Annotated in this window: 26 protein-coding genes; 13 read left to right on the forward strand and 13 right to left on the reverse strand. The window is 59.9% G+C overall.

Going from position 1 to position 23,769, the window contains the following annotated elements:
* Positions 1-30 precede the first annotated feature (30 nt).
* A complete protein-coding gene (locus tag BUA42_RS03885) occupies positions 31-444 on the forward strand; it encodes a hypothetical protein (protein WP_143152607.1) in 414 nt (137 codons plus the stop codon).
* Between the two features lie 394 nt (positions 445-838).
* On the opposite strand, the gene BUA42_RS03890 is transcribed toward BUA42_RS03885, so the two are convergent.
* The gene (locus tag BUA42_RS03890) at positions 839-1,801 is read right to left on the reverse strand and encodes an IS1595 family transposase (RefSeq protein ID WP_072776353.1); all 963 of its coding nucleotides are present in this window, start codon (positions 1,799-1,801) and stop codon (positions 839-841) included.
* 103 nt (positions 1,802-1,904) lie between these two features.
* On the opposite strand from BUA42_RS03890, the gene BUA42_RS03895 reads away from it, so the two are divergent.
* The 3 genes from BUA42_RS03895 (at position 1,905) to BUA42_RS03905 (ending at position 3,668) form a co-directional block, all read left to right on the forward strand.
* Positions 1,905-2,129 carry a DUF6471 domain-containing protein gene (locus BUA42_RS03895; RefSeq protein ID WP_072776354.1) on the forward strand — a complete coding sequence of 75 codons (225 nt, stop codon included), beginning with the start codon at positions 1,905-1,907 and terminating at the stop codon, positions 2,127-2,129.
* Between the two features lie 176 nt (positions 2,130-2,305).
* A complete protein-coding gene (locus tag BUA42_RS03900) occupies positions 2,306-2,887 on the forward strand; it encodes a hypothetical protein (protein ID WP_218588607.1) in 582 nt (193 codons plus the stop codon).
* A 148-nt stretch (positions 2,888-3,035) separates the two neighbouring features.
* On the forward strand, positions 3,036-3,668 hold the full coding sequence (locus tag BUA42_RS03905; protein WP_072776356.1) for a hypothetical protein: 633 nt from the start codon (positions 3,036-3,038) through the stop codon (positions 3,666-3,668).
* A 16-nt stretch (positions 3,669-3,684) separates the two neighbouring features.
* On the opposite strand, the gene BUA42_RS03910 is transcribed toward BUA42_RS03905, so the two are convergent.
* Together BUA42_RS03910 and BUA42_RS03915 are read right to left on the reverse strand one after the other, a co-directional pair.
* Positions 3,685-4,710 carry a hypothetical protein gene (locus BUA42_RS03910; RefSeq protein ID WP_072776357.1) on the reverse strand — a complete coding sequence of 342 codons (1,026 nt, stop codon included), beginning with the start codon at positions 4,708-4,710 and terminating at the stop codon, positions 3,685-3,687.
* A 307-nt stretch (positions 4,711-5,017) separates the two neighbouring features.
* Positions 5,018-5,908: a LysR family transcriptional regulator gene (locus BUA42_RS03915; RefSeq protein ID WP_072776358.1), complete on the reverse strand. Its 891-nt coding sequence runs from the start codon at positions 5,906-5,908 to the stop codon at positions 5,018-5,020.
* 124 nt (positions 5,909-6,032) lie between these two features.
* Here BUA42_RS03915 and BUA42_RS03920 point away from each other — a divergent pair, with 124 nt between their 5' ends.
* From BUA42_RS03920 to BUA42_RS03930, 3 genes are all read left to right on the forward strand, one after another.
* Entirely contained in the window at positions 6,033-6,395 is a 363-nt protein-coding gene (locus tag BUA42_RS03920; protein ID WP_072776359.1) for a putative quinol monooxygenase, read from the forward strand.
* A 25-nt stretch (positions 6,396-6,420) separates the two neighbouring features.
* A complete protein-coding gene (locus BUA42_RS03925; protein WP_084066101.1) occupies positions 6,421-6,957 on the forward strand; it encodes a nuclear transport factor 2 family protein in 537 nt (178 codons plus the stop codon).
* An 85-nt stretch (positions 6,958-7,042) separates the two neighbouring features.
* The gene (locus BUA42_RS03930) at positions 7,043-7,744 is read left to right on the forward strand and encodes a glutathione S-transferase family protein (RefSeq protein WP_072776360.1); all 702 of its coding nucleotides are present in this window, start codon (positions 7,043-7,045) and stop codon (positions 7,742-7,744) included.
* A gap of 85 nt (positions 7,745-7,829) precedes the next feature.
* Here BUA42_RS03930 and BUA42_RS03935 read toward each other — a convergent pair whose 3' ends face one another.
* Positions 7,830-9,458, reverse strand: coding sequence for an AMP-binding protein (locus BUA42_RS03935; RefSeq protein ID WP_072776361.1), 1,629 nt, complete (start codon positions 9,456-9,458; stop codon positions 7,830-7,832).
* 106 nt (positions 9,459-9,564) lie between these two features.
* On the opposite strand from BUA42_RS03935, the gene BUA42_RS03940 reads away from it, so the two are divergent.
* Both BUA42_RS03940 and BUA42_RS03945 read left to right on the forward strand, forming a co-directional pair.
* On the forward strand, positions 9,565-10,215 hold the full coding sequence (locus BUA42_RS03940) for a sulfotransferase family 2 domain-containing protein (protein WP_072776362.1): 651 nt from the start codon (positions 9,565-9,567) through the stop codon (positions 10,213-10,215).
* Between the two features lie 170 nt (positions 10,216-10,385).
* The gene (locus BUA42_RS03945; protein WP_072776363.1) at positions 10,386-10,580 is read left to right on the forward strand and encodes a hypothetical protein; all 195 of its coding nucleotides are present in this window, start codon (positions 10,386-10,388) and stop codon (positions 10,578-10,580) included.
* A gap of 113 nt (positions 10,581-10,693) precedes the next feature.
* Here the strand turns inward: BUA42_RS03945 and BUA42_RS03950 are convergent, their stop codons facing one another.
* From BUA42_RS03950 to BUA42_RS03995, 9 genes are all read right to left on the reverse strand, one after another.
* Positions 10,694-12,892: a 3-hydroxyacyl-CoA dehydrogenase NAD-binding domain-containing protein gene (locus BUA42_RS03950; protein ID WP_072776364.1), complete on the reverse strand. Its 2,199-nt coding sequence runs from the start codon at positions 12,890-12,892 to the stop codon at positions 10,694-10,696.
* 22 nt (positions 12,893-12,914) lie between these two features.
* Positions 12,915-13,391 (reverse strand): hypothetical protein, encoded by a 477-nt coding sequence (locus tag BUA42_RS03955; protein WP_072776365.1) that lies wholly within the window; start codon positions 13,389-13,391, stop codon positions 12,915-12,917.
* Positions 13,392-13,394: 3 nt separating this feature from the next.
* Entirely contained in the window at positions 13,395-14,606 is a 1,212-nt protein-coding gene (locus BUA42_RS03960; protein ID WP_072776366.1) for an acetyl-CoA C-acetyltransferase, read from the reverse strand.
* Between the two features lie 13 nt (positions 14,607-14,619).
* Entirely contained in the window at positions 14,620-15,258 is a 639-nt protein-coding gene (locus BUA42_RS03965) for a glutathione S-transferase family protein (protein WP_072776367.1), read from the reverse strand.
* A gap of 310 nt (positions 15,259-15,568) precedes the next feature.
* Entirely contained in the window at positions 15,569-16,708 is a 1,140-nt protein-coding gene (locus BUA42_RS03975; protein ID WP_072776729.1) for an acyl-CoA dehydrogenase family protein, read from the reverse strand.
* A 20-nt stretch (positions 16,709-16,728) separates the two neighbouring features.
* On the reverse strand, positions 16,729-16,941 hold the full coding sequence (locus BUA42_RS03980) for a hypothetical protein (RefSeq protein WP_072776369.1): 213 nt from the start codon (positions 16,939-16,941) through the stop codon (positions 16,729-16,731).
* A gap of 36 nt (positions 16,942-16,977) precedes the next feature.
* Positions 16,978-18,759 (reverse strand): acyl-CoA dehydrogenase C-terminal domain-containing protein, encoded by a 1,782-nt coding sequence (locus tag BUA42_RS03985; RefSeq protein ID WP_072776370.1) that lies wholly within the window; start codon positions 18,757-18,759, stop codon positions 16,978-16,980.
* 27 nt (positions 18,760-18,786) lie between these two features.
* Positions 18,787-19,191 (reverse strand): MerR family transcriptional regulator, encoded by a 405-nt coding sequence (locus tag BUA42_RS03990; protein ID WP_072776730.1) that lies wholly within the window; start codon positions 19,189-19,191, stop codon positions 18,787-18,789.
* A 245-nt stretch (positions 19,192-19,436) separates the two neighbouring features.
* Positions 19,437-19,808, reverse strand: a complete 372-nt coding sequence (locus BUA42_RS03995) for a MerR family transcriptional regulator (protein ID WP_072776371.1) — start codon at positions 19,806-19,808, stop codon at positions 19,437-19,439.
* 119 nt (positions 19,809-19,927) lie between these two features.
* On the opposite strand from BUA42_RS03995, the gene BUA42_RS04000 reads away from it, so the two are divergent.
* The 4 genes from BUA42_RS04000 (at position 19,928) to trpB (ending at position 23,669) form a co-directional block, all read left to right on the forward strand.
* On the forward strand, positions 19,928-20,350 hold the full coding sequence (locus BUA42_RS04000; RefSeq protein ID WP_072776372.1) for a PaaI family thioesterase: 423 nt from the start codon (positions 19,928-19,930) through the stop codon (positions 20,348-20,350).
* A gap of 1 nt (position 20,351) precedes the next feature.
* Positions 20,352-20,867, forward strand: coding sequence for a PaaI family thioesterase (locus tag BUA42_RS04005; protein WP_072776373.1), 516 nt, complete (start codon positions 20,352-20,354; stop codon positions 20,865-20,867).
* Positions 20,864-22,192 carry an MATE family efflux transporter gene (locus BUA42_RS04010; RefSeq protein WP_072776374.1) on the forward strand — a complete coding sequence of 443 codons (1,329 nt, stop codon included), beginning with the start codon at positions 20,864-20,866 and terminating at the stop codon, positions 22,190-22,192. The genes BUA42_RS04005 and BUA42_RS04010 overlap by 4 nt, the downstream gene beginning before the upstream one ends.
* Positions 22,193-22,436: 244 nt before the next feature.
* A complete protein-coding gene (trpB, locus tag BUA42_RS04015) occupies positions 22,437-23,669 on the forward strand; it encodes a tryptophan synthase subunit beta (RefSeq protein ID WP_072776375.1) in 1,233 nt (410 codons plus the stop codon).
* The last annotated feature ends 100 nt before the right edge of the window (positions 23,670-23,769 follow it).

The following is a 23,769-nucleotide window of genomic DNA, read 5'->3' on the forward strand; positions in this document are numbered from 1 at the left end:
TTCTGCCCCGTGTGAATCATCATGCGGGGTATGATTAAGAAGTTGAAAATCGGCAGGCACAGCGACGAGACAATCAATATCTCGCTGTACTACCTACGCGCTCAAATCATCCGCAATGATGCTGATGGGCTAGAGCATGTCGAAGCCATCATGAGGCTACGCGGGCTTGCTCTGGACGCTTTGTCAGTGCCTGAGAAGCGCAACAGGCGGTTTCGCAAGGGTCAGCTACGGCAGGCGATACTTGATGAACTCCGCAAGGGTCCGCTCACGTCACGCCAGATCGCAGAGGCGATAGGGCACGAGCGGAACAACTTTGCTCACACGCTGCAAGCGCTCAAGGCGCGTGGTGTGGTGCAGCGGGATGGACGGGTGTGGAGGTTAATTGCGGGAAGCCACTATATCGCTGATCCTGCTAAGGACATAAGACCCAAGCATGAAAATTAAGCCTGTGGCCGTCAAATATGCTGCCGTTTCTCCCCAATAGGCACTGTCAAGAAAGATAGACATGACACCGCCAATCAACAGCAATGCCCACGGCACAATTGCACCGAAGAACACGCATACCGCGCAAATTGCATTAATGTGGTCGTCATTCATTCTTCGTCTCCCGACTCACGGCAAAAAGCCTCAAGCCCCCATAAGATCGCAAGTATCGTACCACAGACGATCCAAAAGGTACCTGTGGCAAAAAGATATTTCTCTAAGTTCTCAGCGCAAGCCACTAAAGCTATGAAGCCTGCGCCGCCACAACCCAACACCTTGGAAATACACTTGCGAATCGGGGGCTTACTCAAGCTATCAACAGTCCGTTAACAAATCGTAACGCGAACAATGCACGTTACACCGCCCGTTGCCAATACCCTTTCCAGTTGCGTGAAACCCGTGCGCCCATCGCATTGCTGACCAGCGTGTGTGCCAGAGTGCCGTTATCGGTGCGGCGGTTGTCTTCCAGCCATGCAGAGTGGTTCGCGTACTGGTGAAGGTACTGCGGGCTGACGTGGTGGTGTTGACCAACGACCATGCGGCGCAGGCGCGAGAAATAGCTTTCGACCATGTTGGTGTGCTTGCCGTGGTCGCTGTAGATTTCGCTATGGTTCACGCGCTCGACATCCCAACCCGCGTGCAGCAAGTCCCAATGGCTTGCTTCGTCTGCCGACAGAGTAGCCATGCGGTCAACATTCTCGTTCACCAGAGCAACGCCTTCCCCCTCAGTGCGGGTAACAAACGGAAGAACGCGGCCTTGACGCTCACGCAGGGCAACAACGACGCGGCGCTTGTCCGAGCGGTTCTCTTTCAAACGGCGGTCCTTGCGGTCCGCTTTGGCGTTCTCAGGGCGAACGTGACCGCCAAAGTATGCGCCATCAACTTCGACGTGACCGCCAAGCACAACGCCTGTCTGGACCTCTTGCGCCATCGCCTCACGGAGTTTGTGGGCCAGCACGAAGGCTGTCTTGTAATGGCAGTCCAGATCGCGGGAAAGCTGGATCATGCTGACGCCCTTGGAGGCGTTGACCATAATGCAGATCGCGGCCAGCAGGTCCACAAAGTCCATCTTGCGGCTGGCAAAGATGGTGCCGGATGTAACGCTGAACTGGTGCGCACATGCCTTGCACTTAAACTTGCGGCGCGTGGTGATCTTGTAGGTTTCGTCATGGCTGCAACGCGGGCAAACCGCTTCGCCATTAGTCTCAGGCCAGCGCATTTCGCAGAACGTCTGGTAAGCCGCTTCTTCACCAGCCTTGTAGATCGCACGAAGGCTGAGAGTGCGGGACGCTGCGGAGAGAAGGAAGTGCTGTGCCATTTTATACTGTATCCGTTATCTACATATCGAACATAGTATAGTGACATACTGCTTGCAATAGGTTATATATCGTAAATGTTAGGTTTTACATCATAGGTGATATATGCCAGATCAGAACGAGTGGGAAAAGATGGCCGCAGGGCTGCTCAAAGCAGAGTTGAAACGTAAGGGGGTGACTTACGCTCAACTTGTTGAAAGGCTTGCTGATATTGGAATCAGTGAGAAAGAGGTGAACGTCGCCAACAAGCTGTCCAGAGGGAAGTTTTCAGCGGCGTTTATGTTGGCATGTTTAAAAGCCGTTGGAGTAACGGATTTGCGAGTGGGCTAGTCGTTTGCCTTTGTGTCGCTGCGTTTGCGCTTGCAGTTGCGACCGTAGGACACGACAGCGCTAGCGCAATTTCCAATAACCCAAACCAAGGAGCCTACAATTCCAATCAGTGCGGCAATGGGAATGAGCCAGTATGGGGGCCATGGTTTGGGTTGTGCTTCGGACTTTACGACAGTTTGGCACAATGGATCATGATGGCCTTCACGGTAATCGCTGCCGGGCTGCTTCTCGGAACACTCTACGAAGCCAACAAAACGAACCTTGCCGTACTGCGCGCGAATGAAATCATGATTTCGGAGCAGCGGCCTTGGCTCTCGTGTGAGATTGACCTTTTTGGCTTTAAAGATGACCGAGGAATCGAGACCGTTTGCGACTACACCATTTACAATCACGGCAAGAGACCCGGCTTTGACGCGATGATCATTGTCCGGCCAGTTCAGTACTATACATGGCAAGATGTCAGAAATGTAATCAAAGAAATGAAGCACGGCCTTAACATGGAGCGCCGTGCGGACTTGCCCGTTGTTTATCCAGGCGTGCCTTTGGTCAAGCCGCAGACCCACAGGCAAATTGGTGGTATGCTGGGACACAGCGGGCCAAATCTCGCGTTGATTTCTGTTTTGGCATATCGCGTCACGCCCGAGAGCAAAAGTAGAGATGGCATGGAAATCAGAGCTTACGATGTCCTTCGCAAGAGTGACACTCCTAACGGGCATAGTGGCAGGGTAGAGCAGCACGAGGACGGATTTGTCTTGTGAAATTATTGCAAGCGCCAGAGCCAACGCCTTAATCACCGCTCAACCCTCCGAAGTGGGCTGGTGCGTTTGATACATAAGGCCGCGAAATAGCGCTTTACACTCAAGGGGCTGGCGGGCAGTCTTTCCCCACATCTGTGGGGACAGAGATATGCCGATTATCAGAGTGACCGCGCTGGCCGTGTTGGCGGCGATGAGCCTTTTTGCCTCGGGGGCAACCGCGCAAAGCATCAACCGTGTCGGGCCGCCTGCAGAAACGCCGCCTGCGAGCTTCGACGGGCGGCAGTTCGTGGACAGCCGTGGCTGCGTCTTCGTGCGCGCCGGTGTCGATGGGGCCGTCAATTGGGTGCCGCGTGTGTCCCGTGATCGGCAGCCGATCTGCGGGCAGACACCGACTTTCCAGACCCGGACGGTCACCGTCGCCGAAGCCGCGCCGGTCATCATCACGCCGCAGGCCGTCGCTCCGCAACGCACGGTGCGCTCGGTCCCCAACCGGACCGTGTCGAACCAGAAATACACGCCCCGACAGGTCGTCCGGGAAGAGCGGATCGTCCCGAAACATGTCTACGATGCGCAAGGTGACACGCTTCCGCCAGTGCCCAAGGGGTATCGGCGCGCGTGGGAGGATGACCGCCTCAATCCGCACCGCGCACACCAGACGCGCCAGGGCTACCGCGCCACACAGCAGGTCTGGAGCAACACCGTCCCACGCCGCCTTCTGAACGCACCGCAAGAGATCAAGGAACCGGTGATCGTGGGGCGCGGCAAGGGTCTCGGCCACTGAGCGCCGAACGCGGGCCTTATTCGCCGCAAATGCCCTGCAGCCGCAACCAGTCTGCGTCGCTTAGCACGGGCCTTGGATCGCGCCCCGTCATCGGGTCCGCCTCGATCAGGGGCAGGGTCGTTTCGCCCGTGATATCAACCGCATAAGCATAAGGCGTCGACCGCAATTCCGCCGTCTCGAAGGCCGCAAGGACCACGTCGTCGGACAGCGGCATAGGCTCTTTGCTGAGAAGGTATTCGCTGTAGCGCTCAAGATCGGTGTCGCGCAATTCTCCGGTCGTCAGCAGGCGCAGGCTGGACCAGAGGCCGGTTTCGATCAGCATCTCTTCCAGCGGGTCCTGTGTGAGCGCGCGCAGCCGTTCAGTCAGAATGTAGCCCGCCGTGACGTCAGGCTCTTCCGGGTCTTCGACCAGCGCCTTGTTCAACAGGATCCGTCCGCCCGGCAGGTGCGCGGTGGTCCTGACACCGGCAGGCAGAACAACCAAGGCACCGCGCTGACCCGGCCCAAGCACACGCGAGGATAGGCGACGCAGTGGCTCACGCGCATCCCGTGTCATGCAGGCCTGTCCCGAAATCCGCGTGATCCTCGACAGAAGCGCGTCGCCGATCTCTGCCCGTTTGACGGCTGGCACAACCTGCACCGTGTGCCGCAACAACGCGTCCGGAAGCCAGAACACGATCCCCGCAATCACCGCAGCGCCCAGCGCGCCGGTGATCCAGAGCCGCAGTTTTCCGGGCTTCGGTCGGGTTCTGTCAATCGCCGTGCGGAGCTGTTCGATCGCGTCGATCATCTCGACCCCGTTGTCATCCAGCTCAAGGGTCTCGCCGGGATCTCCGTCGGGATGGTAGATCGCCGGACGCTGCCCCTTGTTCGCACGCGCGACGGCCGCAATCGACCAATGGGCCAGCACGTTTTCCCGCAGATCAAGAATGGTGAGAGAGGCGTCGCCCAGCGAAACGATCACGTCCTTACGCTGGTCAGCGGGCGTCGCACGCCAGACACCGGCGGCTTCGAGCCGTTGAAATTCCTTCAGCGCGGTCATGCGGGCTGCTCTGCCTCATTGATTGACGTAAAGCGTACACCCGAGCAGGATTTCGCGCAATGCGACAGAGACTGAGGCCTTGTCCTCTCAAATACGCCTTCAGGTGCTCCGAGCCAAAGCCCCGGGTCCATGGGTCCGTTGGTGCCTGAGCTGGTTCGATTGTCTGTTTTGCGGGACGAAGCGGTGGTCCATCTTCTTTAAGTCGAGTTCTGCTCGTGACCTTTTGCCGACATCCACCAATGGCATCGGCAGTTGTCTTCTGTTGAACTGAGCAGCGCGGTGAATAGTCCGCAGGCAAATCCAGGCTTCAGCCCGAAAGCTCTTGTGCGAGAAACTCGAACACTGCCCGCACGCGACGCGGCAAATGGCGGCCTTCGGGATAGACCAGCGAAATCGGTGGTCCAATTGCTGTGTAGTCTGAGAGGACATGAACCAGTGTTCCGGCCTTGAGGTCGGCGGCCACATTGAAGCTCAGATCCTGAACAATGGCGAGGCCCGACCGGGCGACGGCTAGATAGGCGTTGCCATCGTTCACGCAGAGATGTTGGGGCGGCTCAAACTGTAGCGACCCATGCTCCGAAGCAAACCGCCATTGGAACGGGCGACCCGATCCCTTGAAGATATATGTCGCACATTCATGGTGATGCAGGTCGTTCGGTTCCTTCGGCATGCCGCGTGCTTCGATGTATGCAGGCGCTGCGCAGGTGATCCATCTTGTCTCCATCACCTTTCGAGCTCGTAAGCTGGAATCTGTCAGCTCTCCGATCCGAAGCGCGAGGTCGACACCCTGTTCAACCAAGTCGCTGAACTGGTCATTGAAGCGCATGTCCAGATCGACGCCGGGGTTTGCGCGTTTGAAGTCGAGCAGGAGTGGAACGATGCACAACTGTCCAAGCATCGAAGGCATATCGATCCGCACCCGACCGCGCAGGTCAACCTGACTGTCCTGTACCTCCGTTTCGGCCTCGGCGATATCGTCGAGTATTGATCGCGCGCGCGTGTAAAAGCGTTCGCCTTCTTCGGTGAGTGCGACTCGGCGAGTGGTGCGCGTGAACAGTCGCACCCCAAGCCGCGCCTCAAGACGCCCGACACTTTTTGATGTCCCAGACGAGGTAACACCCAACCGCTGCGCGGCCGCTGTGAAGCTGCTGGTTTCGGCAACGGCGACGAAAACAGAGAGATCGTTCAGTTGGTCCATAGGAGATTATGGACCTAGTGTTGATAATAATTCAACGCAGAACTGGATTATCATCGGCCTAAATCTTGGCCATCTTCCCTTCATCGAAACGCGGAACGCTCCGCTCAAACGAAAGAGAACAGCCATGAAAGACACAATCGAAACCACCGACCCGATCACCATCGCGGTTCAGTTCAAGACCAAGCCAGGTCAACAAGATGAAGCCAAGGCGGTCGTCAACCGTATCCTGCGTGATGTTCTGGCAGAGGACGGCAACGTGCATGTGCAGATGTTCCAGGACCCCGAAGACCCGACGAAGTTCCTCTTCATCGAGACCTTCGTGAACAAGGCCGCTGAAACGGCTCATACGCAAACTCCCTACATGCAGCGCTTCTACCAGGAGATCGCGGCTCCGCTCGATGGGGAATCGACCCTCGCCTATTGGAAGCCTTACGGGCTCTTTGACGGTGCCGGTGCGAAGGCCGTGTCCTTCGATCTGCCCAACTGACCCTCGCTCAAATCTGGAGAATACCATGTCTAGCTTTATCAAATCCCTTGCCATCGCCGCTGCGACCAGCACGGTTCTCATCACCAGCGCTGTTGCCCAAGATGTCCCACCCACCTCTGATGTTGCCGATCACCATGCCGTCACCGACGCGCTGATCCGTTTCACCAACGGGATGGACACCGACAATGGCGCGCTCATCGCATCCGCCTTTGCCGAAGCCGGCATCGCCGACTTCACCCCGGCCGCTGCTCGCGTGGGCATGCAGTTCCCGGTTCTGGAAGGGCGCGAGAACATCGTTTCGGCTTTGGTGCCCTTTGCCTCAAGCTTCACCACGTCTCATTCCGTCACAAACGCACGGGTGGATGTACAAGGTGATACGACCACGCTCTATGCCCTGGTCGAGGCGCAGCACCTGCCGACGGACGACGGGTCGCGCAATTTCATGATGATGAACCAGTACCGGATCGACCTGGTTCGCGAAGGCGATCAATGGGTCATGTCCCGCATGACCATCGACAACCTTTGGTCCGAAGGCGACCTCGCCGTGATGACCGGCGGCTGACGCCCAGTTCACCCACACAACCGACAGCGAGACCGATGGAGACCCACCGGTCTTGCTCCTCGATCACTTCCAGATTGGATAAACTATGCCGCTCGATCTTTCCACGTCACCCCTTGCTGCCCGCTGGCCCTCGCACCATCCTGACTTCATTCAGCTCTACACCGAACACACGCCCAACGGGGCCAAGGTGTCGATCGCACTTGAAGAGCTGGGCCTTCCTTATGAGGTCCACCACGTTTCCCTTGCCGCCAAAGAGCAGAAGACACAGGAGTTTCTCCACCTTAATCTTAATGGCAAAATCCCGGCCATCATTGATCCCGATGGGCCAGGCGGTGCCCCGACGGGCATCTTCGAAAGCGGCGCGATCCTGTTCTACCTTGCGGAAAAGACTGGACGCCTCATGCCGAGTGATGCCGCGGGCCGTCTTGAGACACTACAATGGTTGATGTTCCAGATGGCAAGCATCGGTCCGATGTTCGGCCAGTTCGGGCACTTCTACAAAGTGATGGCTGGCAAACTGGCTGATCCTTATCCCGTCGAGAAGTATGCCGCAGAGACTCGCAGGCTCTACTCTGTGATCGACACGCGCCTTGATGGCCGCGATTGGCTTGTGGGCGATAGCTTAGGCATTGCAGATATCGCCGTCGCGCCTTGGATCTGGTGTATGGAAGAGATCTATCGCGGCGGAGATCTTATCGAAGCTCAGGGCTTCGCAAACCTTCGCCGTTGGTACGACGCGATCACCCGGTTGCCATCTTGGGAGAGGGGCCTTTTTGTCGGCAAGTGAAGCGAATGTCGGTTCAGCGCGCAGTTCTGGCATTCGTGCACACCGCAGCAACGAGAAGTTTGGGCTCCTAGCCGACCTTCGCCGATCACAGTGCCTTCGCGCGCTCCCGGAGCTGGAACTTCTGGATCTTCCCGGTCGAGGTTTTGGGCAATTCCTCGAACACCACCTTTTTCGGTGTCTTGAACCCGGCGAGTTTCGTCCGTGCAAAGGCGATGAGGTCGGCCTCGGACACCGAATGATTGTCCTTCAACTCTACAAAGGCACAGGGCACTTCGCCCCATGTGTCGTCGGGCTTGGCGACCACGGCACACAGAAGCACCGCGTCATGGGCCATCAGACATCCCTCGACTTCGACGGATGAGATGTTCTCGCCGCCCGAGATGATGATGTCCTTCGCCCGGTCCGCGATCTGCACGTAGTTGTCCGGATGCATGATCGCGATGTCGCCGGAGTGGAAATGCCCGCCTTCGAAGGATTCGGCGGTGGCTTCGGGGTTCTTGAGATACCCTTTCATCACGGAATTGCCCCGCATGACGATTTCGCCCTGGGTTTTCCCATCGCGCGGGACGGGGACGTTCTTGTCGTCTACCACGTCAAGCTTTTCCATCATCGGGAAGGCCACACCCTGACGCGCCTTGATCGCGGCCTGGTCGTCCTGGCTCAACCCGTCCCACGCCTCGCCATTCCACACGCACTCGGTGACATGCCCGTAGGTTTCGGTCAGCCCGTAGACTTGCATCACGCTGAAGCCCATGTCGCCGATCTTGGCGAGTGTTGCCGGGGCCGGGGGTGCGCCAGCGGTGTAGACCTGCACATCGTGGTCGAATGTCCGCCGGTCGGACGGATCGGAATTGACGATCATGTTGAGGACAATCGGCGCGCCTCCGAAATGGGTGACGCCTTCGTCCGCAATCGCGTCATAGATCGCCTTCGCGGTGATATCGCGGCAGCACACCACCGTGCCGCCGAGAAGCGGCATCATCCAGGTGTGGTTCCAGCCGTTGCAGTGGAAGAGCGGCACAATCGTCAGATACTTGGGCCGCAACGTCAGTTGCCAACTCACCACCGTGCCCATGGTCATCAGATACGCGCCCCGGTGGTGGTACACCACGCCTTTGGGTCGTCCAGTCGTGCCTGACGTGTAATTGAGCGCAAGGCTCTCCCACTCGTCCTCGGGCATGATCCATTCGAAGTCCGGATCACCCCCTGCCAAGACCTCTTCGTATTCGGGGTAGTCACTGGTCGCGGCGACACCTTCATGCGGATCGGCCACCTCGATCACCTTCGGGGCGGCGCCGTCCATCTGCTCCATCGCTTGCGCAAGCACCGACATGAATTGCGGATCGCACAACACTACCTTCGCCTCGCCGTGATCGAGGATGTAGGCAATCGTGTCCACATCCAGCCGCGTGTTGATCGTGTTGAGCACCGCACCGCAGGCGGGGACGCCGAAATGCGCTTCTGCCTGCGCCGGGATGTTGGGCAGGATCGTCGCGACCACGTCGCCCGGTTTCACACCCATGTCCACCAAAGCCGATGCGAGGCGCGACACGCGCTCATGGTATTCGCGATAGGTCTTGCGGTGGGGTCCGTGCACGACGGCCAGCGTGTCGGGAAACACCTCTGCCGCGCGTCTGAGATGTGACAAGGGTGTCAGGGGAACATAGTTCGCCGCACGCTTCTCCAGACCGGTCTCATCGCGCATCCAACCCATCGTCGTCACTCCCCAGTGGAATTCGTGTCCTGTGACATAGCGCAGGGATCGTGCGGAGGAAAAGCAATTCCTTGCGCGTTGCCATTCTCAATGGCACCTCTGGCGCATGATCATTTCGCCGGGCCGCAAATTCATCTTCGTGCACATTCCCAAGACGGGCGGCACATCCGTGGCATTGGCGCTTGAAGACCGCGCGCATCGGGACGACATCCTGATCGGTGACACGCCAAAGGCGCAGAAGCGAAAAGGGCGGTTGAAAGGTCTCAAGGCTCAAGGCCGGCTGTGGAAGCACAGCACTCTGGCGGATATCGGCGGCGTGTTGCCGCCCGAAGAGCTCTCGCGGATGTTCGTCTTCACGCTGGTGCGCAATCCCTGGGACCGCATGGTGAGCTACTACCACTGGCTACGCGCCCAAAACTTCGATCATCCGGCGGTGCGGCTGGCTAAACAAAGCGATTTCGACCGCTTTGTCTGCGCCGACGAAACCCGCGCGAGTTTTGAGGCGGCCTCCTTTGCCAGCTACGTCACGGACACTGAGGGTGCGGAGCGGTGCAATGCTTTTGTGCGGCTGGAAAGGCTGGAAGAAGACCTTGCCCCGGTCTGGGATCATTTGGGGTTCACGCTGCCGATCCCTCATGCAAACGCGTCAGACCGGCCCCGCGACTATCGTTCGGCCTACACGGACCTTACCGCCGACGCCGTGGCGCAGATGTGCGCTCAGGATATCGCCCGATTCGACTACCATTTTTCCGCCTAATTTTTGGGCTATTGTGAAAGATGTGCCGCAGATATCGGCGAAACACAGGCTTATGCTGCAGTGCAGCAATTCGTCGGTGCACAAATAGGAGTTTTGCGGCACGGTATTTTTGACCGTCCGTAAGAGACGGCTTTCACGCAAGGGAGGACACTTGAAAAAGGAGTACTCTCATGTGTCTGACTGCCGAAGCTCTCGCCCTGTTTCTCAACATGATCGCGGTTCCGGAAATCTCGATGGAACCGGGCCGCATTGTCGTCCACGCGGAAACCCGCGACGCGCATTGGGTCGCGGTTGAAGACGAATGGTGTACTATGGCGCCACAGATCGACCGGATGGACCGGTTCGCGTCCCTGCGCGCCGAGTGAATGGTGCGTCGGCCGGGCTCAAACCCGGCGCCTGAAAAGAAATAAGCCGGGCAAGTGCCCGGCCTACATGTTCTGTCCTTCTGCGTCGGCCGGGCGTTAGCCCGGCACACAGATCACGCCGCTTTCGCCTCCGGCGCGAAACGTCCGTAGAAGGTCTGACCCTTCGACGCCATGTCGCGCAGCAATTCGGGGCAGGCGAAGCGGTCGCCAAAGGCTTCCGTCAGCTCGTCACAGCGGGCGGCCGCGTATTCCGCGCCCAGCATGTCGAGCCAGGAGAGCGGACCGCCGGACCACGGCGCAAAGCCCCAGCCAAGGATCGCGCCCACGTCGCCTTCGCGAATATCCATCAGAACGCCATCTTCCAACGCGCGGACCGCCTCCAACGACTGCGCGAAGAGCAGACGATGCTGCACATCGACCAAGTCCGGCTGATCTTCGGCCTGCGGGTACTGCGCCGCGACAACCTCGGACAGACCCTGACGCTTGCCCTTCTCGTCGTAGTCGTAGAAACCCGCCGCCGATTTCCGGCCCAGACGGCCTTCGCCTTCCATCCAGAAGATGACCTCGTCGACGGCCTCGTCCGGATAGGCATCGCCCATCGCGGCCTTGGTCGCACGCGCGATCTTCGCCCCAAGATCAATCGATGTCTCATCGACCAGCTGCAGCGGGCCAAGTGGCATTCCCACCATCTTCGCCGCGTTCTCGATTAGCGCAGGCGCCACACCTTCCTTCACCATACGAATGCCTTCGTTGATGTAAGGAATGATGCAGCGGTTGGCGTAGAAGAACCGCGCGTCGTTCACGACAATTGGCGTTTTCCGGATCTGGCGCACGAAGTCCAAGGCCTTCGCCACGGCACGATCGCCCGTCGCCTCACCCTTGATGATCTCCACCAGCATCATCTTCTCGACCGGTGAGAAGAAGTGGATGCCGATGAACTGCTCTGGCCGCTTCGACGCCTTCGCAAGTTCGGTGATCGGCAGGGTCGAGGTGTTGGTGGCAAAGATGCAATCTTCACCGATCACCTCTTCGACCTTCGCGGTCACCTCTGCCTTGATCTTCGGATCCTCGAACACCGCTTCGACGATCAGGTCACAGCCCGCAAGTGCCGCATAATCCGTGGTCGCGGTGATCCGACCCAGCATCGCGTCCGCCTTGTCCTGTGTGATCTTTTTCCGGCTGACACCCTTGGCAGTGTAATCGGCCACATAGGCCTTACCTTTGTCCGCCGCCGCCTGTTCGCGGTCCAGGAGCACAACTTCGATGCCCGCCTGCGCCGACACCAGTGCGATGCCCGCACCCATCATGCCAGCACCCAGAACACCGACCTTCTTCACCGCCTGGTCATCAACATCCGCCGGACGCACCGCGCCCTTTTCAAGCGCTTGCTTGTTGATGAAGAGCGACCGGATCATCGCGGACGAGGACGGATTCATCAGCACATTCGTGAACCAGCGCGCCTCGATCTGCAGCGCCGTGTCGAAGGGCACCAACGCGCCTTCGTAGACCGCCGAGAGCAACGCCTTGGCCGCCGGATAGACACCCTTGGTCTTGCCATGCACCATCGCCGACGCGCCGACAAAGGTCATGAACCCTGCAGGGTGATAAGGCGCGCCGCCGGGCATCTTGTACCCCTTGGCATCCCAAGGCTTCACGATATCCGCGTCCTTGGCGTTCAACACCCACTCGCGCGCCGCCGCGACCGGATCGTCCACCACCTCATCAATCAGGCCCGCGGCCTTGGCTTTCTTCGGATCGCTGAGCTTACCTTCCAGCAGGAACGGCGAAGCCGCCATCGCGCCCATCTTGCGCACGAGACGTGTCGTGCCGCCCGCGCCCGGGAAGATGCCCACGAGGATCTCGGGCAGGCCGATCTTGGCCTTCGGATTGTCGGCGGCGAAAATCCGGTGAGTGGCCAGCGGCACTTCGAGCCCGATGCCCAAGGCTGTCCCCGGCAGTGCCGCCGCAATCGGCTTGCCACCTTTGAGCGTCTTCGGGTCCATGCCCGCCCGCTCGATCTTGCGCAGCATCTTGTGGCCGTTCATCGTGAAATCGAACAGCGCCTGTGCCGGGTTGTCACCGGCCTCTGCCCGGATTGTCGCCAGCACGTTGAGGTCCATCCCGCCCGCGAAATCGGGCTTGCCCGAGGTGATGACGATGCCTTTCACCGCGTCGTCCGCCAGCGCGTCGTCAATCAGATCGTTGAGCACGACCATCGAGTCGCGGCTCATGACGTTCATGGATTTCCCAGGCACATCCCAGGTGATGATCGCGACGCCATCGGCGTCTTTCTGCATCGTGAAGTCAGTCATTCTTGGTCTCCTTTTCGGACCATCACATCTCGGCCCGAGGCGCGGCGTGTGAGGCTGAAGTCTGTTGTTTTTCCTTCGGCAACATCGCGGCCGCATGGGCCGGGTCTTCGCCGATGGCGTAATTGCTGGCCGTGATCTTCCAGGCTCCGTCGCGACGTTCGAGGGTGGACAGCACCGGGTAGGGTGGCCGGATCCGATGCGAGCCGGAAAACATGTGCGACTCGTGCGTCGACAGGATCTTGTCCGGGGTCTGGTAATCGGCGGCGACACAGAAGCGGATGATCCGCGTCACTCCGATCTGTCGGAAATGCCGGCGCACCTGATCGTAGACACTGCGGATGTCGGCAAGGTCCGTGATCTCGACGGTCGCATCGAACGTGTCATGACGGTAGGGCAGGGCAAACGCGTCGGCGAAAAGATCGAAATCCCCGCTGTCCAGACCGCGCCCGGTCCGGTCCAGCAGCTCTTCCGCAATCTCGATCGCCGGACGCGTCGTCATGGCTTACACCCGCTCGATGATCGTGGCCGCGCCCATGCCGGACGCGATGCAGAGCGTAGCAAGGCCGGTGCCTTTGCCGGTCCGCTCCAGCTCGTCCAGCAACGTGCCGATGATGATCGCGCCGGTCGCGCCCAGCGGGTGACCCATCGCGATGGAGCCCCCGTTCACGTTGACCACGCTGTCATCCACAGCAAACGCCTGCATGAAGCGCAGAACGACCGACGCGAAGGCTTCGTTCACCTCGAAAAGGTCGATATCACTGATGCTCATGCCGGTATCAGCGAGGATCTTCTCGGTGACTGGTACAGGCCCGGTAAGCATGATGGTCGGATCGGTGCCGATCTTCGCCGTCGCCTTGATCCGCGCGCGGGGTTTCAGGCCCCACTTCTCGCCAAATTCCTTGTTACCGATCAGCACACCCGCGGCACCGTCTACGATGCCCGAGGAATTGCCCGCATGGTGAATGTGATTGATCCGTTCCAGATGCGGGTACTTCATCAGCGCCACCGCATCAAAGCCCGGCATGACCTCGCCCATTTGCTGAAACGAGGGGTTCAGCGACCCGAGGCTCTGCATATCCGTGCCGGGGCGCATGTATTCGTCGTGATCAAGGATGCTCAGACCGTTCTGGTCCTTTACCTCGATCATCGACTTGGCAAACCGCTTGTCGTCCCATGCCGCCTTCGCGCGCTTCTGGCTTTCAACGGCAAGGCTGTCCGCATCGTCGCGGCTGAAGCCATACTCTGTCGCGATGATGTCCGCAGAAATGCCCTGCGGTACGAAATACGTGTCCATCGCAATCGACGGATCGACGGCAATCGCCGCGCCGTCCGAGCCCATCGCCACGCGGCCCATCATTTCGACACCGCCCGCGATATAGGCGTCGCCTGCACCGCCCTTGACCTGGTTCGCGGCAAGGTTCACCGCTTCCATGCCCGAGGCACAAAACCGGTTGATGGCAAGACCGGGGATCGACTCGTCGAGGTTGGACGCAAGCACTGCGGTCCGCGCGAGGCAGCCGCCCTGTTCGCCAACCTGGGTGACATTGCCCCAGATCACGTCCTCAACCGCATGGCCGTCGAGCCCGTTGCGATCCTTCACCGCGTTCAGAACCTGCGCCGACAGGCGCGCGCTCGTGACCTCGTGCAAGCTGCCGTCCTTGCGGCCCTTGCCGCGCGGTGTGCGCACCGCGTCGTAAATATAGGCTTCCGTCATGTTTTTCTCCGTCTCAGGCCCAATCCGCAGGGGATCCGGGCATCAAATCGTAAGGGTGCTTCCAGCCGGGTATCGCTTGGATATTGGACAGCCAGCGGTCGATATTGGGCCAATCCGCCCGGTCGAAACCGAACGGTTCGGGGTAGAAAAGATAGCCACAGCAGGTCAGGTCCGCGTTGGTGACAGCATCCCCGACAATCCAGTCGCGCCCCTCAAGATGCGCGTCGAGTACGCCGTAGGCGGCTTTCATCCGGCCTTGCATAAAGGCGATGACCTCGGCCGGGCGCTTGTCTTCCGGCAGGAAGTTCATCAGGAACCGCAAAGGTCCCGACGTGCCGCTGAATTTCTGGTTGTCCCAGATGATCCAGCGCAGGATTTCAAGCTTCTCCGCCGCGTCTTGGCCGCCGAACTTGCCATAGGTGTCCGACAGATAGGTCTGGATCACTCCCGACTGTGACAGCTTGACGTCCCCGTCCACCAACACAGGCGCTTCGCCCATTTCGTTGACATTGGCGCGGTAATCGGGCGTGCGCGTCTCGCCGTTGAAGAAATCGACCTTCACGGGCTCCCAATCCAGCCCCGCCAGTTCCAGCGCCAGCGCCGCCTTGTAGGAATGCCCGCTTTCGCCAAAGCAGTAGAGTTGGATCGTCATATGGTCTGCTCCTCAACAGGCTGTGCATACCGGATGGGCTGGGATGCCTCCGGCGGGAGTTTATTTGGCAAGATGAAGCGGGAAGCGGCCTCTTCTTTACCGCCCGTTAAGGTTAACCGCCCCAAAATGTGTGCGCATGGCAGGCTGGAGAGCTGAGCCATGTGCAAGGTGAAGCCCCGGCGATGGTGCCTGACACCGCGTGGTAAAAAGGCCGACTGCCGGGGTGGAGCTTGCCTTACTCCTTCATCTTGCGGGATAAACTCCCGCCGGAGGCATCCCGCACTCTCCAACTGCATGACGGTCGGGCGCATCAGAGCGTCCTCGCAATCAGTTCTTTCATGATCTCGTTGGTACCGCCATAGATGCGCTGCACCCGCGCGTCGGCCCACATCTCGGCGACCGCGTATTCCAACATGTAGCCGTAGCCGCCATGCAGCTGGACGCACTCATCAAGCACTTCGCCTTGCGTATCCGACAACCAGTATTTCGCCATCGCGGCCTTTTCGACGGTCAGCTTGCCCTGCAGGTGCTCAACCATGCAGTCATCGAGGAACGCGCGTGCGACCGTGGTTTTCGTTTTGCACTCTGCCAGCTTGAACCGCGTGTTCTGGAACTGCGTCAGCGGCCCACCGAAGGCCTCGCGCTCCTTGCAGTAGGCGATGGTGCGTTCAACCGCGCCTTCCATAGCGCCCACGGCGCCACACCCGATGATCAGCCGTTCCTGCGGCAGCTGCTGCATCATCTGGTAGAAACCCTTGCCTTCCTCGCCGCCCAGCAGGTTCTCGGGCGCGATCTCGACATTGTCGAAGAACAGCTCTGACGTATCCGCCGCGTGACACCCGATCTTTTCGAGGTTCCGACCGCGCGAGAAGCCCTCTGCGCCGTCGGTTTCCACAATGACCAAAGACGTTCCTTTCGATCCCTGAGACGGGTCGGTCTTGGCCGCCACGATGATCAGGTTCGCATGCTGGCCATTGGTGATGAACGTCTTTTGCCCCGACAGGCGGTAGGCGTTGCCGTCCCGCACAGCGCGCGTCTTGATGCCCTGCACGTCCGATCCGCCCGACGGTTCGGTCATGGCCAAGGCACCGACCAGCTCACCTGTCACCATCTTCGGCAGCCAACGCTGCTTCTGGTCTTCGGTTCCGTATTCCAGAATGTAATGCGCCACGATGCCGGAATGGATGCCATGGCCCCAGCTTGCCAGATTGGCGCGGCCGGCTTCCATCAGGATCACCGCCTCGTGGCCGAAATCACCGCCGACGCCGCCGTATTCCTCCGGAACGGACGGGCAAAGAAGCCCAAGCTCCCCCGCCTGCTGCCAGATCTCGGGATCCATCTGACCCTGTTTGCGCCACTTGTCGTAAAGCGGTTGCCATTCGGTTTCGATGAATTTCGCAGTCATCTCGGCGAGCATCTCGTGCTCGTCGGTCATCCAACTTGATCGCATGGCTCCCCCCAAATCCCGCATTATCGTTTGCGCGCCTCAAGCTCGGCATTGAAGAGCCTGAGCCGGTGTGTCAGCGCCTCGTCATCCGTGACGCTGTCGAAGTTCTCGAACAGGAAAGACAGCGCTTCACCTTCGTCCAGACCCGCCTCGGCCGCGAATTTCTTCAGGCGGCGGAAGCCGTCCTCGGTCATCGCAACCGGAAAGCGGCGGGTCAGGCGAAAGCGTTTGGGCATCTGTCCTCCGTAGTGTGGGTTTGTCACCCACCGCGCTTAGAAATTGGCGGCCTCCAGCGCCATCACCGGCTCGGCCCCTGTTTCGATACGCGCAAGGTGCATCTTCGTCGCCGGAAGCTGACGCGCCATGTAGTAGCGCCCCGTGGCCAGCTTGGTCTCGTAGAACTCGGTATCCGACGCACCGTCTTTCAGCGCCTTCGACGCCGCAAGTCCCATCCGCGCCCACATGTAGCCAAGGCAGACATGGCCGAACATGTGCATGAAGTCATACGACCCGGCGAGGGCGTTGTTCGGGTTCTTCATGCCGTTCTGCATGAAATACATCGCTGCTGCCTGAAGGTCCTTGGACGCCGCTTTCAGGGGCTCAAGGAAGTCGCGGTCGAATGCTTCGTCCTGGCCTTTGGTCTCGGACGCAAACGTCTTGATCATGTCGAAGAACGCCATGACGTGCTTGCCGCCATCCTGCGCCAGCTTCCGGCCCACGAGGTCAAGCGCCTGAATACCGTTTGCGCCTTCGTAGATCATGGCGATCCGCGCGTCGCGGGCAAACTGCGACATGCCCCATTCTTCGATATAGCCATGCCCGCCATAGACCTGCTGGGCGTTCACCGCCATCTCGAAGCCCTTGTCGGTCTGGAAACCCTTGATAATTGGGGTCAGCAGGGAAATCAGACCATCCGCGTCCGCATCAGAATTCTTGTGCGCCCGGTCGATAAGGTACGCGCCCCAGTAGGTGAACGCGCGCGCGCCTTCGGTGAAGGACTTCTGATCCATAAGGTTGCGGCGGATATCCGGGTGCACGATGATCGGGTCTGCGGACTTCTCGGGTGCCTTGGCGCCTGTCACGTCGCGTCCCTGAAGACGGTCATTCGCGTAAGCCACGGCGTTCTGATAGGCCACTTCGGCCTGTGCATAGCCTTGAAGGCCCACACCCAGACGCGCTTCGTTCATCATGGTGAACATCGCGCGCATGCCCTTGTGCATCTCGCCAACAAGATACCCGGTTGCGTCGTCGTAATTCATCACGCAGGTGGCGTTGCCGTGGATGCCCATCTTCTCTTCAAGCTTGCCGACGGACACACCATTACGTTCGCCCAAAGAGCCGTCTTCCTTCACGATGAACTTCGGCACGATGAAGAGTGACACGCCCTTGATTCCGTCCGGACCACCGGGGATCTTCGCCAGAACAAGGTGAATGACGTTTTCCGCCATGTCGTGGTCGCCGGCCGAGATAAAGATCTTCTGACCGGAGATCTTGTAGCTGCTATCGTCCTGCGGCACCGCCTTGGTGCGCATCAGGCCAAGGTCCGTGCCGCAATGCGGCTCGGTCAGGTTCATGGTGCCGGTCCATTCGCAGGTGGTCATCTTCGGCAGGTAGGTCTGTTTCTGCTCGTCCGAGCCGTGGAAGTAGATCGCCGAATAGGCCCCGTGGGTCAGACCCTGGTACATATTGAAGGCCATGTTGGCCGACACAAACGGTTCCTGCGCCGCGGTGTGCATGAGATAGGGCAGGCCCTGTCCGCCGTATTCCGGGTCGCAGTCCAAGGCGGTCCAGCCGCCTTCTTTCATCATCTCGAACGCTTCCTTAAAGCCGTCCGGGGTGCGCACGACACCGTTTTCAAGAACGCAGCCCTGCTGATCGCCAACCGAGTTGAGCGGCATCAAGACTTCGGAGGCCAGCTTGCCTGCCTCTTCGATCACCGCGCCGGTGAAGTCGCGGTCCAGCTCGTCATAGCCGGGGATGTCCTGTCCCGCGACGTCCAGAACGTCGTGGAGGATAAACTGCATGTCTTTCACGGGTGCGGTATAACTTGGCATATCTGGTCTCCCTAGGGTCCGTTTGGCTTATTCAGCCGCCTTTTTCGTCTGATCCATCGAAGAGATCATTTTCTCTCCCCAACGCATCTGTTCTTCGAGTTCGTCAATCGCCTGTGTCAGCTCATCGCGCTGGGCGACCATGTCGGCCAGGCGCTGCTTGGCGATTTCATAGGTGCGCACCAGCTGGGTGCGCTGCTGGTCGCCCATGTGGTAGAGGTCGAGCAGCTGGCGAATTTCTTCGAGGCTGAACCCAAAGCGCTTGCCGCGCAGGATCAGCTTGAGGCGCGCGCGGTCGCGCTTGGTGAACAGTCGTTTCTGGCCTTCGCGGATCGGAAACAGCAGTTCCTTGGCTTCGTAGAACCGCAAGGTGCGCGGCGTCACGTCGAACGCGTCGCACATCTCTCTGATCGTCATGATGCGGTCATCAGTCATTTTCTTCATCCTTGTTCGGTGCCGTCATGGCATCGAAATGCGAAGGCTGGGCTTTTCATACAATGGGAATTTACGTTGACGTAACTCAGACGCCACGTCACTTCTAAGTTGACGTAACATCCTTCAACGTCACCCGCATTCTGGCGAAACTATCTTTCAAAGCGCTTTGGATGTCTGTTTTCCAAGAGGTCAGGTTTTCCTGACCCAAGGGAAAGATGTTGTGGAAATGCAGGTTTTCGCCCGACTCAGTCGCCGAGAGTCGCCTGCGTTTCATCGCGAAGCGCGCGCAATTCGTCGATTGCCTCGTCAAGCTGCTTGCGCTGCTCGTCGAGCTCTCCCAACTGCCGGTCAGCCAGTTCGATCCACGCGCGCATCTGCGCCTCGGTGCCTTCGTGTTCGTAGATCAAAAGCCACTGGCGGATATCTTCGAGCTGAAACCCGAATTTGCGCCCGCGCAGAATCAGGGTCATGCGGGCGACTTCCTTTGGCCCGTACCAGCGTGACCGCCCGTCGCGTTCCGGCTGCAAGAGTTCAATATATTCGTAATAGCGCAACGTGCGCGGCGTCACATCGAACTTGGCGCACATCTCTTTGAAACTGAGCTTTTGATCGGCCATGCTGCTCTCCCCTGGTCGGAATCATACGAGCGCACTGCCGCTAGGGCAACCAGCACATGCGGGTGCTGGCCACGCGCGGATAAGCGGCGTAAACCAAGAGCAACGACCAAGGAACACCCATGAGCGCCGACAAAGCCCAAATCGCCCGCCAGTTCATCGAATTCCTCCCACACGCCAAGGCTCTTGGGATGCAGATCGTGTCGATTGGCGATGGCATGGCCGAGATCACCATGCCCTATGACGAACGCTTTATCGGTGATCCGAAAACCGGCGTGATTCACGGCGGCGCGGTTTCCGCCCTGATGGATACCTGTGGCGGAGCAGCGGTGATGTGTCACCCCGATGCCCCGGCAGGAACGGCAACCATCGACCTGCGCATCGACTACATGCGCGGCGCCACGCCGGGTCAGGCGATCACGGCCAAGGCGCATGTGTATCACATCACCCGCTCGGTCGCCTTCGTTCGCGCCACGGCTTGCGACGAAGACACGGACCGCCCGGTTGCCACGGCCACCGGGGCCTTCACCGTGGAGGGCCGTTGAGATGGTGCGCAAAACTCCGGAACCTGTTCAGATCGTCAAGCAACGCCGCGACGCCGCGCTCAACGCGCTGGTCAGCGGCGTGCCCTACATCACCTTCATGGGCATCAGCTTTGACCGACGCGGCGACGAACTAACGGGTGTGCTGTCCTTCGAGGACAAACTGATCGGCAACCCCATGCTGCCCGCCATCCACGGGGGTGTGACGGCGGCGTTTCTTGAGGTGACGGCGGTCATCTCTCTCAGCTGGGCCTATATCTGGGAAGACTTCGAAAGCGGTACGCTGGACGTGGAGGCGCTGGCATCGGGCGACCTGCCTCGCCTGCCCAAGACCATCGATTTCACCGTCGACTATCTGCGTTCCGGTCTGCCGCGCGACGCCTATGCCCGTGCCACCATCACGCGGGCAGGGCGGCGTTATGCATCCGTGCAGGCCGAGGCATGGCAAGACAACAAGGATCGCCCTTTCGCGCAGGCCACCGCGCATTTCCTCATGCCGCGCACCGATAACACGGAATGACGGCGGACGCCGCCGCGCCAGAGGCTGTCACCAACACACGCGTCCTGAAGATCGCGGTCCCGATCGTTTTATCCAATGTCACCATCCCCATTCTCGGTGCCGTGGACACGGGCGTTGTCGGCCAGATGGGCGACGCCGCACCCATCGGGGCTGTCGGCCTCGGCGCCATCATCCTGTCCGCGATCTTCTGGATTTTCGGCTTCCTGCGCATGGGCACAACGGGCCTCACGGCACAGGCGCAAGGGCAGGGCGATCCGGCCGAGGTTGCGGCCATCCTCACACGCGTGCTTCTGATCGCGCTCACCGCCGGGTCGGTCATCATCCTGTTGCAGATGCCCATCATCTGGGCCGCATTCCAACTCGCGCCCGCCAGCGCAGAGGTCGAAACCCTCGCGCGCGGGTATATGGCAATCCGCATCTGGTCCGCCCCCGCCGCCATCGCGGTTTTGGGCATCACCGGCTGGCTCATCGCGCAAGAGCGAACGCGGGCGGTGTTTGTTCTTCAACTCTGGATGAATGGTGTGAACGTGGTGCTGAGCATCTGGTTCGTGCTCGGCCTCGGTTGGGGCGTGAACGGGGTGGCCTTTGCCACCTTCCTTGCCGAATGGGGCGGATTGGCGATGGGGCTGTATCTCTGCCGCGCGGCATTCCGTGTACCCGACTGGCGGAACTGGTCCCGCGTGTTCGACCGTCTGAGGCTCACACGGATGGCCCGCGTGAACTCCGATATCCTGATCCGGTCCCTCCTGCTTGAGACTATTCTCCTATCGTTCATGTTTCTCGCTGCCGATTTTGGCGACGTCACGCTGGCGGCCAATCAGGTGCTGCTGCAGTTTCTTTACATCACGGCCTACGCTCTCGACGGGTTTGCCTTCTCCGCAGAGGCGATTGTCGGTCAGGCCGTCGGCGCGCGGACGGTTCCGACACTGCGTCGGGCGGCGATCCTGTCGAGCCTCTGGGGTCTTGGCGCGTCCGGCCTGATGGGTCTGGGGTTCTGGGTCTTCGGCCCCGACATCATCACGCTGATGGCCAAGAGTGCCGACGTTCAGGGCGCGGCGATGGAGTTTCTTCCGTGGCTCATCGCCGCGCCGATGATCGCGCTTGCGTCTTTCATGTTCGACGGCATCTTCGTGGGCGCGACAAGAACCGCTGACATGCGCAACATGATGGTGGTGTCCGCGGTGATTTACGGCCTTGCCGCTTGGGTGTTGGTGCCGGTGTACGGAAACCACGGGCTCTGGGCCGCGCTACTGATCTCTTTCGTCGCACGCGGCGCAACGCTGGCATGGCGCTACCCGGCATTGGAACGGGCGGTGATGACCTGACCGGCACGGAATCAAGGGCCACAAGGCCCGCCGTGCCAGCGCCGGACCGGCCCGATGGGCCGGCGCTTTTGAACGCGCTGCGCATAGCAGAGCCGGTCGAGTGCCTGACACCCATAAAGCTCGGCAGATCAGCGGTCGGCGCGCCGACCCCCGGTCCGGCGCTGGCACGCCTAGGACAGCGCTTCCCCTTGCCCCTGCCGGGCGACCTCGTTACTCACATCCTGTTCGACAAAAGAGGCGCGCGATGAACGATCTTTTTAACTCTTTCATGACTGGACCCGATGAAAAGGGTCGCTTCGGTATCTTCGGTGGACGGTTCGTCTCGGAAACGCTGATGCCGCTTATTCTGGAGCTGGAAGAGCAATACGAACGCGCCAAAACCGACGACAGTTTCTGGGCGGAAATGGAGTTTCTCTGGAAGCACTATGTCGGCCGCCCCAGCCCGCTCTATTTCGCCGAACGCCTGACCGAGCATCTGGGCGGCGCCAAGGTTTACATGAAGCGCGACGAACTGAACCACACAGGTGCGCACAAGATCAACAACGTACTGGGCCAGATCATCCTCGCCCGCCGCATGGGCAAGACCCGGATTATCGCCGAAACCGGTGCTGGCCAGCACGGCGTCGCCACAGCGACCGTCTGCGCAAAGTTCGGCCTGAAATGCGTCGTCTACATGGGCGCGCATGACGTCGAACGCCAGCAGCCCAACGTTTTCCGCATGAAACTCCTCGGGGCCGAGGTCGTTCCGGTGACCAGCGGACGCGGCACGCTCAAAGACGCAATGAACGACGCGCTGCGCGACTGGGTGACAAACGTGCGCGACACGTTCTACTGCATCGGCACGGTCGCCGGCCCGCACCCGTATCCGGCCATGGTCCGCGACTTCCAGTCGATCATTGGCAAGGAAGCCAAGGAACAGATGCTCGAGGCCGAAGGCCGTCTGCCCGACACCATCATCGCTGCCATCGGTGGCGGGTCGAACGCGATGGGCCTTTTCTACCCGTTCCTCGACGACAAGGAGGTCGAGATCATCGGCGTCGAAGCGGGCGGCAAAGGCGTGAACGCCAAGATGGAGCATTGCGCCTCTCTCACCGGTGGACGCCCTGGCGTTCTGCACGGCAACCGCACCTACCTGTTGCAGGACGATGACGGGCAGATCCTCGAAGGCTACAGCATCTCCGCCGGTCTCGATTATCCCGGCATCGGCCCGGAACACTCTTGGCTCCACGACATCGGTCGTGCGCAATACGTGGCGATCACGGATAAGGAAGCGCTGGAAGCGTTCCAGCTGTGCTGCGCCACCGAGGGCATCATCCCGGCGCTCGAACCCTCTCACGCGTTGGCGCATGTCATGAAGATCGCGCCAGACCTGCCCAAGGACCACATCATCTGCATGAACATGTGCGGACGCGGCGACAAGGATATCTACTCCGTCGCGCGTCACCTTGGAATCGATATGGGTGAAGAAGGCCGCTAAACCTAAACCAAATACATAAACCTGATCAAAGCCGCCCCAGCACCTGCTGCGGGCGGCTTTTCAGTTCACGCGTGCCACCCAAGGGTCTCGATAAACTTCA

It is taken from the genome of Marivita hallyeonensis (assembly GCF_900129875.1).
Classification (GTDB): Bacteria; Pseudomonadota; Alphaproteobacteria; order Rhodobacterales; family Rhodobacteraceae; genus Marivita; species Marivita hallyeonensis.

Excerpts from the sequence above, each read along its gene's own strand:
- BUA42_RS03890 (WP_072776353.1), bottom strand. The coding sequence starts at position 1,801 with ATGGCACAGCACTTCCTTCTCTCCGCAGCGTCCCGCACTCTCAGCCTT.
- BUA42_RS03980 (WP_072776369.1), bottom strand. The coding sequence starts at position 16,941 with ATGCCCAAACGCTTTCGCCTGACCCGCCGCTTTCCGGTTGCGATGACC.
- BUA42_RS03925 (WP_084066101.1), top strand. The coding sequence starts at position 6,421 with ATGTCTAGCTTTATCAAATCCCTTGCCATCGCCGCTGCGACCAGCACG.
- BUA42_RS03950 (WP_072776364.1), bottom strand. The coding sequence starts at position 12,892 with ATGACTGACTTCACGATGCAGAAAGACGCCGATGGCGTCGCGATCATC.
- BUA42_RS04000 (WP_072776372.1), top strand. The coding sequence starts at position 19,928 with ATGAGCGCCGACAAAGCCCAAATCGCCCGCCAGTTCATCGAATTCCTC.
- BUA42_RS03945 (WP_072776363.1), top strand. The coding sequence starts at position 10,386 with ATGTGTCTGACTGCCGAAGCTCTCGCCCTGTTTCTCAACATGATCGCG.
- trpB (WP_072776375.1), top strand. The coding sequence starts at position 22,437 with ATGAACGATCTTTTTAACTCTTTCATGACTGGACCCGATGAAAAGGGT.
- BUA42_RS03910 (WP_072776357.1), bottom strand. The coding sequence starts at position 4,710 with ATGACCGCGCTGAAGGAATTTCAACGGCTCGAAGCCGCCGGTGTCTGG.
- BUA42_RS03920 (WP_072776359.1), top strand. The coding sequence starts at position 6,033 with ATGAAAGACACAATCGAAACCACCGACCCGATCACCATCGCGGTTCAG.
- BUA42_RS03995 (WP_072776371.1), bottom strand. The coding sequence starts at position 19,808 with ATGGCCGATCAAAAGCTCAGTTTCAAAGAGATGTGCGCCAAGTTCGAT.
- BUA42_RS03905 (WP_072776356.1), top strand. The coding sequence starts at position 3,036 with ATGCCGATTATCAGAGTGACCGCGCTGGCCGTGTTGGCGGCGATGAGC.
- BUA42_RS04005 (WP_072776373.1), top strand. The coding sequence starts at position 20,352 with ATGGTGCGCAAAACTCCGGAACCTGTTCAGATCGTCAAGCAACGCCGC.
- BUA42_RS04010 (WP_072776374.1), top strand. The coding sequence starts at position 20,864 with ATGACGGCGGACGCCGCCGCGCCAGAGGCTGTCACCAACACACGCGTC.
- BUA42_RS03935 (WP_072776361.1), bottom strand. The coding sequence starts at position 9,458 with ATGGGTTGGATGCGCGATGAGACCGGTCTGGAGAAGCGTGCGGCGAAC.
- BUA42_RS03895 (WP_072776354.1), top strand. The coding sequence starts at position 1,905 with ATGCCAGATCAGAACGAGTGGGAAAAGATGGCCGCAGGGCTGCTCAAA.
- BUA42_RS03975 (WP_072776729.1), bottom strand. The coding sequence starts at position 16,708 with ATGCGATCAAGTTGGATGACCGACGAGCACGAGATGCTCGCCGAGATG.
- BUA42_RS03960 (WP_072776366.1), bottom strand. The coding sequence starts at position 14,606 with ATGACGGAAGCCTATATTTACGACGCGGTGCGCACACCGCGCGGCAAG.
- BUA42_RS03940 (WP_072776362.1), top strand. The coding sequence starts at position 9,565 with ATGATCATTTCGCCGGGCCGCAAATTCATCTTCGTGCACATTCCCAAG.
- BUA42_RS03990 (WP_072776730.1), bottom strand. The coding sequence starts at position 19,191 with ATGACTGATGACCGCATCATGACGATCAGAGAGATGTGCGACGCGTTC.
- BUA42_RS03985 (WP_072776370.1), bottom strand. The coding sequence starts at position 18,759 with ATGCCAAGTTATACCGCACCCGTGAAAGACATGCAGTTTATCCTCCAC.
- BUA42_RS03955 (WP_072776365.1), bottom strand. The coding sequence starts at position 13,391 with ATGACGACGCGTCCGGCGATCGAGATTGCGGAAGAGCTGCTGGACCGG.
- BUA42_RS03885 (WP_143152607.1), top strand. The coding sequence starts at position 31 with ATGATTAAGAAGTTGAAAATCGGCAGGCACAGCGACGAGACAATCAAT.
- BUA42_RS03930 (WP_072776360.1), top strand. The coding sequence starts at position 7,043 with ATGCCGCTCGATCTTTCCACGTCACCCCTTGCTGCCCGCTGGCCCTCG.
- BUA42_RS03965 (WP_072776367.1), bottom strand. The coding sequence starts at position 15,258 with ATGACGATCCAACTCTACTGCTTTGGCGAAAGCGGGCATTCCTACAAG.
- BUA42_RS03915 (WP_072776358.1), bottom strand. The coding sequence starts at position 5,908 with ATGGACCAACTGAACGATCTCTCTGTTTTCGTCGCCGTTGCCGAAACC.